The 6,830-nt window shown below is 65.6% G+C and carries 9 protein-coding genes; 4 read left to right on the top strand and 5 right to left on the bottom strand.

Annotated features, from left to right (window positions below):
* A partial coding sequence (locus tag I71_RS12730; protein WP_042695230.1) for a sigma factor-like helix-turn-helix DNA-binding protein occupies positions 1 to 234 on the top strand: 234 nt, incomplete at its 5' end.
* Between the two features lie 215 nt (positions 235 to 449).
* Here the strand turns inward: I71_RS12730 and I71_RS12725 are convergent.
* Both I71_RS12725 and I71_RS12720 read right to left on the bottom strand, forming a co-directional pair.
* Complete coding sequence (locus I71_RS12725; protein WP_042695229.1) at positions 450 to 917, bottom strand: hypothetical protein; 468 nt, start codon at positions 915 to 917, stop codon at positions 450 to 452.
* A gap of 142 nt (positions 918 to 1,059) precedes the next feature.
* The gene (locus I71_RS12720) at positions 1,060 to 1,839 is read right to left on the bottom strand and encodes a class I SAM-dependent methyltransferase (protein WP_042695228.1); all 780 of its coding nucleotides are present in this window, start codon (positions 1,837 to 1,839) and stop codon (positions 1,060 to 1,062) included.
* Between the two features lie 585 nt (positions 1,840 to 2,424).
* On the opposite strand from I71_RS12720, the gene I71_RS12715 reads away from it, so the two are divergent.
* Genes I71_RS12715 through I71_RS12705 form a run of 3 tightly spaced genes read left to right on the top strand, consistent with a single transcriptional unit; the run spans position 2,425 to position 5,251 of the window.
* Positions 2,425 to 3,738 carry an NAD(P)/FAD-dependent oxidoreductase gene (locus I71_RS12715; RefSeq protein ID WP_042695227.1) on the top strand — a complete coding sequence of 438 codons (1,314 nt, stop codon included), beginning with the start codon at positions 2,425 to 2,427 and terminating at the stop codon, positions 3,736 to 3,738.
* Positions 3,739 to 3,764: 26 nt separating this feature from the next.
* Positions 3,765 to 4,469, top strand: a complete 705-nt coding sequence (locus I71_RS12710) for a 1-acyl-sn-glycerol-3-phosphate acyltransferase (protein WP_199902167.1) — start codon at positions 3,765 to 3,767, stop codon at positions 4,467 to 4,469.
* Positions 4,466 to 5,251: a glycosyltransferase family 2 protein gene (locus tag I71_RS12705; protein ID WP_042695225.1), complete on the top strand. Its 786-nt coding sequence runs from the start codon at positions 4,466 to 4,468 to the stop codon at positions 5,249 to 5,251. Before I71_RS12710 ends, I71_RS12705 begins: the two co-directional genes overlap by 4 nt.
* Here I71_RS12705 and fabG read toward each other — a convergent pair.
* From fabG to I71_RS12690, 3 genes are all read right to left on the bottom strand, one after another.
* Positions 5,232 to 5,951, bottom strand: coding sequence for a 3-oxoacyl-ACP reductase FabG (gene fabG / locus I71_RS12700; protein WP_042695224.1), 720 nt, complete (start codon positions 5,949 to 5,951; stop codon positions 5,232 to 5,234). The two genes, I71_RS12705 and fabG, sit on opposite strands and share 20 nt — an antisense overlap.
* Positions 5,948 to 6,397, bottom strand: a complete 450-nt coding sequence (locus I71_RS12695; protein ID WP_042695223.1) for a hypothetical protein — start codon at positions 6,395 to 6,397, stop codon at positions 5,948 to 5,950. Before I71_RS12695 ends, fabG begins: the two co-directional genes overlap by 4 nt.
* The coding region (locus I71_RS12690) for a beta-ketoacyl synthase chain length factor (protein WP_042695222.1) at positions 6,388 to 6,830 on the bottom strand (443 nt) is incomplete at its 5' end. The genes I71_RS12690 and I71_RS12695, both read right to left, overlap by 10 nt.

Below are 6,830 nucleotides of genomic sequence, written 5' to 3'. Positions count from 1 at the left end.
CTGAAGCTGGGGCCTGGCGTGCTGGATGACCGCGAACGCCAGATCCTGGTCGCCCGCCGCCTGCGGGACGAGCCGCTGACGTTGGAGGAACTGAGCCAGACCTTCCACGTCTCGCGTGAGCGCGTCCGGCAATTGGAAGTACGTGCCTTCGAGAAGCTCCAGAAGGCGGTGATCGCCACAGCAAGAACGGAGCAGGTCGCGGTGGAGAAGAACCGCCTGCTGACCAACGCCTGATCCCGCGGCTCGGGAGATGGTTTTGAAAGGGCGCGGCGTTCAACAGCCGCGCCCTTCTTGGTCTGCGGATCCTCACTTGCCCTCGAACGACTCTGCGTGCATGTCAGTGTCCGCCGAGCAGGCTGCGGTCGTGGCTGCCGCAGGCGGGGCAGGGGCGGATCAGGGTCTCAGGTAAGGCCTTCATCGATGGCTGATCCCGGCTTGCCTCCCCGGGTTCAAGTGTCCAGGCAACCGCCCTTCGGCGCGACGGTGATGCGGATCAGCTCCGACCCGCCGCCGCCGAAGACGTTGCCGCCGGTGTAGGTCAGGCAGCCTTCGTTGCGGTAGATGACCTGCAGACGCTGGGCGTCGTTGCCGAAATAGAAGGGGATCCAGCGTTTGCCGGTCTCATGCCGGATCATGTTGTCCGGCGCGCCGATCAGGGTCGAGACCTCCTCCATCGTCATGCCGATCTGCAGCTTGGCGAAACGGCTGCCAGTGGCAGGGGTGCCGATCACCTCGCCCTCGTAGCGGCCGTCGCGCGACTTCACCATCCGCGCGTCCGACGCCGATGGCACGGCCGAGGCGGTGGCGCCGGTCCCACTGGCGGTTCCATTGCCGGTCGCAGCACCCTGCTGTTGTCCGGCGCAGCCGATCAGCAAAGCCACCACGGACAATGCCGCCAAAGTCGTCTTCCCCATCATGTCTTTCCCCACCAAATCTGTTCTGGTTGTTGCCCTGCAGGAGCGACTATGAGTCCGATAACCCCTGGACGGCATTGACAAAGGCGGATGAAGAACGCCTAAGAGGGGTAGTGAAAACAGGCAATCCGAGGTCGAGCCACCATCACGCTGCCGCTTCGTCCGGCCGTTTCCCGCTGTAGTTCTTGAAAAGGTCGTAGTCGGTGTCGCAGCGCACCTGAGCCAGCCCGGCCGCCGCCATTGCGGCGGTGATGACCTCCGGGTCAACGCAGCGGTCGATCGTTTCCCAATAATAGCGCATCAGCGTCCGCCCGCTCTCGCCGCCGCCGCTGAGGCGGGAGACCGTGGGCACCACCATGCCGAGATAGGCGTTCATCAGATGCCGGGTGACCGGGCGTCGCGGACGGCCGATCTCCATCACCAGCACGGTTCCACCGGGGCGCAGCACGCGGCGGAACTCACGGAAGGTGGCGGTCAGGTCGCCGACATGGCGCAACGCGTAGCCGATGGTGACGAGATCGACCGAGGAGTCGGCCAGCGGCAGCGCATCAGCCACCCCCTGGATCAGCGCGATCGGAAGGTTGCGCCGCGCCTCTGCCAGCATCGCTTCACTGAGATCCAGGCCGATCACGTCATCGGGATCGCTGCAGAGCGCCACCGCCTCCCGCGCGACAAGCCCGGTGCCGATGGCGACGTCGAGAACCCGCATGCCCGGCCGCAATCCCGCCCGCTTGAGGCATTGTGCCCGATACCAGGAGCCTGAACCGAGGGCGAAGATGGCGTTGATTCGGTCGTAGTGGTGGGCGGTCCGGTTGAACAGGCCGCGGACGAACTGCTGCCGTTGCGCCTTTCCACCATAGTAGCCATCCAGCACCGGGTGCGGCTCGACGGCGCTGCCGACGCGGGAAGCGGGTTCGGTCGGCACTGCGGTGCCTCCTTTGGTTGGAAGCGGCCCAATCGGTGTGGGGGCAGTCGAGACTGTCGTGTACGGCGCCGATCTCGAACAGCGGCCTGCCGGCATCTTTTGCGGCAGCCCGGCTCGGCATTCAGAGGATCGCCGACAGCGCGCAGGCGACAACGGCAAGCGTCATTGGCAAAACCCGCACCATGCATCTCCGACTGTGTTGGTTGGTTTCAGGACGGCGGCATCTTGTCTGTATAGAACCTCGGCAGGCAAGTGGGTTCGCATGTCACCAAATGGGTAATCATTTAAGATGGTGGAAAACCTCAAATTAAATTTGCGGAATATGGCGGATTTATGCTGTATTGTCACGATTGAAACAAAATACCTTTCCATAATTTTACTGAAGATAGGAAGGGAATAATTTGGATAATTTTCCATACAATTTTGGATATGGCCCGAATAAAGGACGGTGTCGGAAGTTTGTCCCTGGATTGCGCGCGATGGGATGCGGTAAATTTGGCGCAGACTCGCCGGTCTGCGGCATCGGAAACGGAAATCCACGTCGAACACCTCGAAAACGGAACGAGCGAGAGAGCGGCAAAGACCATGATGTCGAACGGTTCCGACTATGATTGTGATGTTCTGGTCGTCGGCGGCGGTCCGGCCGGGTCGACAGCGGCAGCGCTGCTCGCTGGGAAGGGGCATCGCGTGGTTCTGCTGGAAAAGGACCATCACCCGCGGTTCCACATCGGCGAATCCCTGCTTCCTTGCAACTTGCCGCTGCTGGAGCGCCTGGGCGTGCTGGAGGAGGTGGAGCGGATCGGCATGATGAAATATGGGGCGGAGTTCGTGTCGCCCTATCACGGCAAGGCCGTCACCTTCGACTTCGCCAATGCCTGGGACAAGACCAGGCCCTATGCCTTTCAGGTCCGGCGGTCGGAATTCGACCACATCCTGATCCGCAACGCCGCCGCCAGGGGCGCCACCGTCATCGAAGGCTGCAAGGTGACGGATGTCGACATCCAGGGCGATGCCGGCACCGTCGCAACCGCCCGGCAGGAGGATGGCACCGTCCGCACCTTGCGCACGCGCTTCCTGATCGATGCGTCGGGCCGCGACACGCTGCTGGCCTCGCGCTTCGGCATCAAGCGGCGCAACGTCAAGCACAACAGTGCCGCCATGTTCGGCCATTTCACCGGCGCCAAGCGACGGCCCGGCAAGGCCGAAGGCAACATCACCGTCTTCTGGTTCGACCATGGCTGGTTCTGGTTCATCCCGCTCGCGGACGGGACCACCAGCGTCGGGGCGGTGTGCTGGCCCTATTATTTCAAGACACGCAAGACCGACCAGACCCGCTTCTTCCTCGACACCGTGGCCTTGTGCCCGGCGCTGGCGGAGCGGCTGGAGGGGGCGGACCTGACCGGCCCGGTGACGGGGACCGGCAATTTCTCCTATCAGGCCGACCGCATGTCGGGACCGGGATACGTCATGCTGGGCGATGCCTTCGCCTTCATCGACCCGGTGTTCTCAACCGGCGTCTATCTGGCGATGACCAGCGCCTTCGAGGGAGCCGAGGCGGTGGATGCCTGCCTGCGCGAACCGGCAGGGCAGGAGCAGGTGCTGAAGCGGTTCGAGCAGACCGTCCGCCAGGGGATCGGCACCTTCTCCTGGTACATCTACCGGGTGACGACGCCGGCCTTGCGCAATCTGTTCATGGGACCGCGCAACGTCTTTCGGGTCGAGGAGGCGCTGCTGTCGCTTCTGGCCGGCGACGTCTTCCGTCCGTCGCCGATCAAGACGCGGCTGAAGATATTCAAGGCGATCTATTACTTGAACGCCCTGCTGGACTTCAAAAGGAACTACATGGCATGGCGGAAACGGCGGCAGAACGTGCGCACCCCGGTGGGCGACGCGGTCTAGGCATTCTTGGCGCGGTCCGGCGGGCCTTGGACTATCCCCTGTTCTACGGCCTGCTGTTCCTGTTCGGCCTGATGTCGCTGGCCTGGAGCCTGACGGCGGCGCTCATCGGCCCGCTCCTGCCGCGGCGGATCGCCGGGCCGCTCGGGCGGCAGGCGATCGGGACGGGATTCCGCCTCTATCTTGGCACGTTACGGGCCTGCGGGGTGCTGAGGACCGACCTGTCGGCGCTGGATTCGCTGAAGGGTGACGGCGGCTTGCTGATCTGCCCCAACCATCCGTCGATTATGGATGCCGTGCTGCTGATCTCGCGGTTGCCGGACGTCGTCTGCATCGCCAAGGCCCCGGTCTACGACAACCTCTTCTTCGGCGGTGGGGCGCGGATGGCCGGCTATATCCGCAACGACGCGCCCAACGCGCTGGTCAAGATGGCGGCGCACCGGGTGCGCGCCGGCCATCGATTGCTGATCTTCCCCGAGGGCACCCGGACGGAACGGGCGCCGGTCAATGCGCTGAAGGGCGGCTTCGCGCTGATCGCCAAGACGGCGGGGGTTCCGGTGCAGACCGTGTTCATCGAGGCCAACAGCAATTTCCTCGGCAAAGGCTGGCCGCTGTTCCGCAAGCCGGAGTTTCCGCTGGTCTACACCGTCCGCCTCGGCCGCTGTTTCGATCCGCCGACTGATGTGCGCGGGATGGTCGAGGATCTGGAGCGTCATTATAGGGCGGAGCTGTGAAGACCGAAGTCTCATCCAGTCATCTTGTTCTGATCCCCAGCTACAACACCGGCCCGAAACTGTTCGAGACGGTGCGGGCGGCCCGCGCGCAGTGGGCGCCGGTCTGGGTCGTCATCGATGGCAGCACCGACGGCACGGCGGAGGAGTTGCGGGCGATGGCGGCGGAGGATCCGCATCTGCGCGTGCTGGAGCTGCCGGTCAATCGCGGCAAGGGGGCGGCGGTGCTGCATGGGCTGGAGGAAGCGGAACGCCGCGGCTTCAGCCATGCGCTGACCATGGATGCCGACGGCCAGCATCCGGCCGACCGCATCCCGCAGTTCCAGGGCGTTTCGCTGGCCAACCCCGATGCGCTGGTGCTGGGCCGCCCGGTGTTCGATGCCGGTGCGCCGCGCCTTCGTGTGGGCGGTCGCAAGATCTCCAACTGGTGGGCCAATCTCGAAACGCTGTGGGGCGGGATCGGCGATTCGCTGTTCGGTTTCCGCGTCTATCCGATCGAGCCGCTGCGCGCGGTGATGAGGCGCAATCCGTGGATGCGGCGCTTCGACTTCGATCCGGAGGCGGCGGTCCGGCTGTGCTGGCTGGGGCTGCCGACCATCAACCTCCCGGCGCCGGTCCGCTATTTCAAGGCAGAGGAGGGCGGCGTTTCCCACTTCAACTATGTCCGGGACAACGCCCTGCTGACCTGGATGCACACAAGGCTGATGCTGGGTTTCATCGGCCGGCTGCCGATGTTGATCATCCGCCGGGTCCGCTCCCGTCCTCTCAGATCATTCCTCCGTTGATCGAGATAATTTGGCCGGAGATGTAGGCGGCACGGTCGGAGGCCAGGAAGGCGACGAGATCCGCCACCTCCTCCGGCCGACCGGCACGCTTCATCGGCACCATCCGTTTGACCATGTCGGCGTCGAAGGCAGCGTCGGCCATCGGTGAGGCGATGATGCCCGGCGCCACCGCGTTGACCGTGATGCCGCGCGGGGCCAGTTCCAGCGCCAGCGATCTGGTCGCGCCGTGCAGCCCGGCCTTTGCTGCGGCATAATTGGTCTGGCCGCGGTTGCCGGCAATGGCCGCCACCGACGACACCGAGACGATCCGGCCCCAGCGCGTGCCGATCATCGGCATCAGCAGCGGCTGCGTCACATTGAAGAAGCCATTCAGCGACACGTCGATGACGCGGCTCCACTGCTCTTGCCGCATCGCTGGCATCACGGCGTCGTCATGGATGCCGGCATTGTTGACCAGGATTTGGATGGGGCCGGCGTCGAGCACCCGCTCCAGCATATCGGCCGTGGCCTCGGCATCGGTCACGTCGAAGGCCACCGCTGCGGCCGATCCGCCGGACGCGGCGATCTCGGCCGCCAGCATTTCGGCACGGGCGGGGGAGCCATTGGCATGCACGAGGACATGGTGACCCTCCGCCGCCAGCGCCTTGCAGATCGCGGCCCCCAGCGCGCCGCTGCCGCCGGTGACGAGTGCGCGTTTCATGCTGCCCTGCCATCCGCGTTTCCGGCATCGATCACCACTGCCGCCCGGCCGCTCAGCAGCTCGCGGCCAGCGGCGGCGATGGAGAAGGCATAGATCACACGGCTGCCCTCGCCCGTCAGATTTTCGGCATCGATCACCAGATCCTCCAGGACATCGTCGAGCCGGGCAACATGGCAGACGAGGTCGCGCAGGCTGGCGAGATAGCCCGCAGCGGGACGGTGGCCGCCGGCCGTCAGCCCGCCATGCACCGCCATCGCCTGGGACGCATATTCGACCCCGGACAGTGCGGCCAGACGCCCGGCATGACGAAGCGGATTATCCGGCGCGCGGTGGCTGCGGGCAATGCAGCGGATGCGGCCGCCGTCCCAGGACAGCACACCGTCCAGCAGGCACATGGCCCCGGCATGGGGGATCAGGGCGGCGAGCCCGTCGCGGGTCATCGGCATGGCGCACCGACCCGGATCACCAATTGGCTGCCTGGCGGCAGATCGAGCACCACCGCTTCCGGAGTGCCGCCGCCAACGACGCGCGCGAGCGCCGCCAGCAGCGGCAGGGCGCGGGCAGTCGGATTGCCGCTGCGCAGAGCCTCCAGTCCAACGTCGGCCATGCGGCTGACCGGCCGGTTCCCACGCGACAGCTCGATGTCGAGACAGGCGAGGCAGCGGCCGGTCGCCTGCGGTGTCAGGACCAGGGCGGTGCCGAAGGCTCCGGCGATGGGGCGGACCGTGCTCAGCGGCTCCGGAAAGGGCAGGTCGTAGGCGATCAACCCGACTGTCCACCCGTCGGCAGCGACCTCCGCCACCGCCTCCAGCAGGCCCATCTGGAAACTCTCGTCATGGGCCGACAGGCTGGTGGAGGGTTCGCGGCAGCGGGGGCGAT

The sequence above is a fragment of the Azospirillum sp. B506 genome, assembly GCF_000333595.1.
GTDB lineage: Bacteria > Pseudomonadota > Alphaproteobacteria > Azospirillales > Azospirillaceae > Azospirillum.
Note: the sequence above shows the minus strand (reverse complement) of the source record. Positions and strands in the feature narration are given on the sequence as shown.